The 473-nt window shown below is 63.4% G+C and carries 1 protein-coding gene; it reads right to left on the reverse strand.

All coding sequences use genetic code 11. The annotated features are described in order from the left end of the window. Positions 1-108: 108 nt before the first annotated feature. Positions 109-473: COG1361 S-layer family protein (locus D3D02_RS19415; RefSeq protein ID WP_394337746.1), on the reverse strand; the 365-nt coding region annotated here is incomplete at its 5' end.

A 473-nucleotide genomic window follows, 5' to 3' on the forward strand; every position in this document is an offset into this window, starting at 1 on the left:
GACGACGGTGAGCACGAGGAACGCGACAATCACCTGCCGCGGCCGGTCGACGATGGCATCGTTAACCCGCCGGATTCCCGCCTCGATCCGATCACTGAGCGCCATGAGTTACTGCCGCCTCCGGTAGACGATGAGCCCGACAGTCCCGACCACGAGTGCCGCGACGAAAATCACGGGCAGCGGGAGGCCTCCGCCTTCACTCGGCGTCACGGTGATCGGCACCCGGTAGGTGTCCGAGAGCTGGCTGTCACCGTCGGCGTCGTCATACCGGAAGTCGAGCGAGATGGGGTACGTACTGCCGGGGGTTGCGGAACCCGTCGTAGTCAGGTCAAACGTCATTGTCGTCGACTCGCCCGCGTCAAGTGACTGGACGTACCCGGTGTCAGTATCACCGGTTTCGAGCGGGTCGTTGGCGAACAGTCGCGCCTCAAGATCGCTTGCGGGCTCACCGAGATTGTTCGTGACAGTCACCT

This window comes from Halobellus sp. Atlit-38R, from assembly GCF_003665925.1.
GTDB lineage: Archaea > Halobacteriota > Halobacteria > Halobacteriales > Haloferacaceae > Haloquadratum > Haloquadratum inordinatus.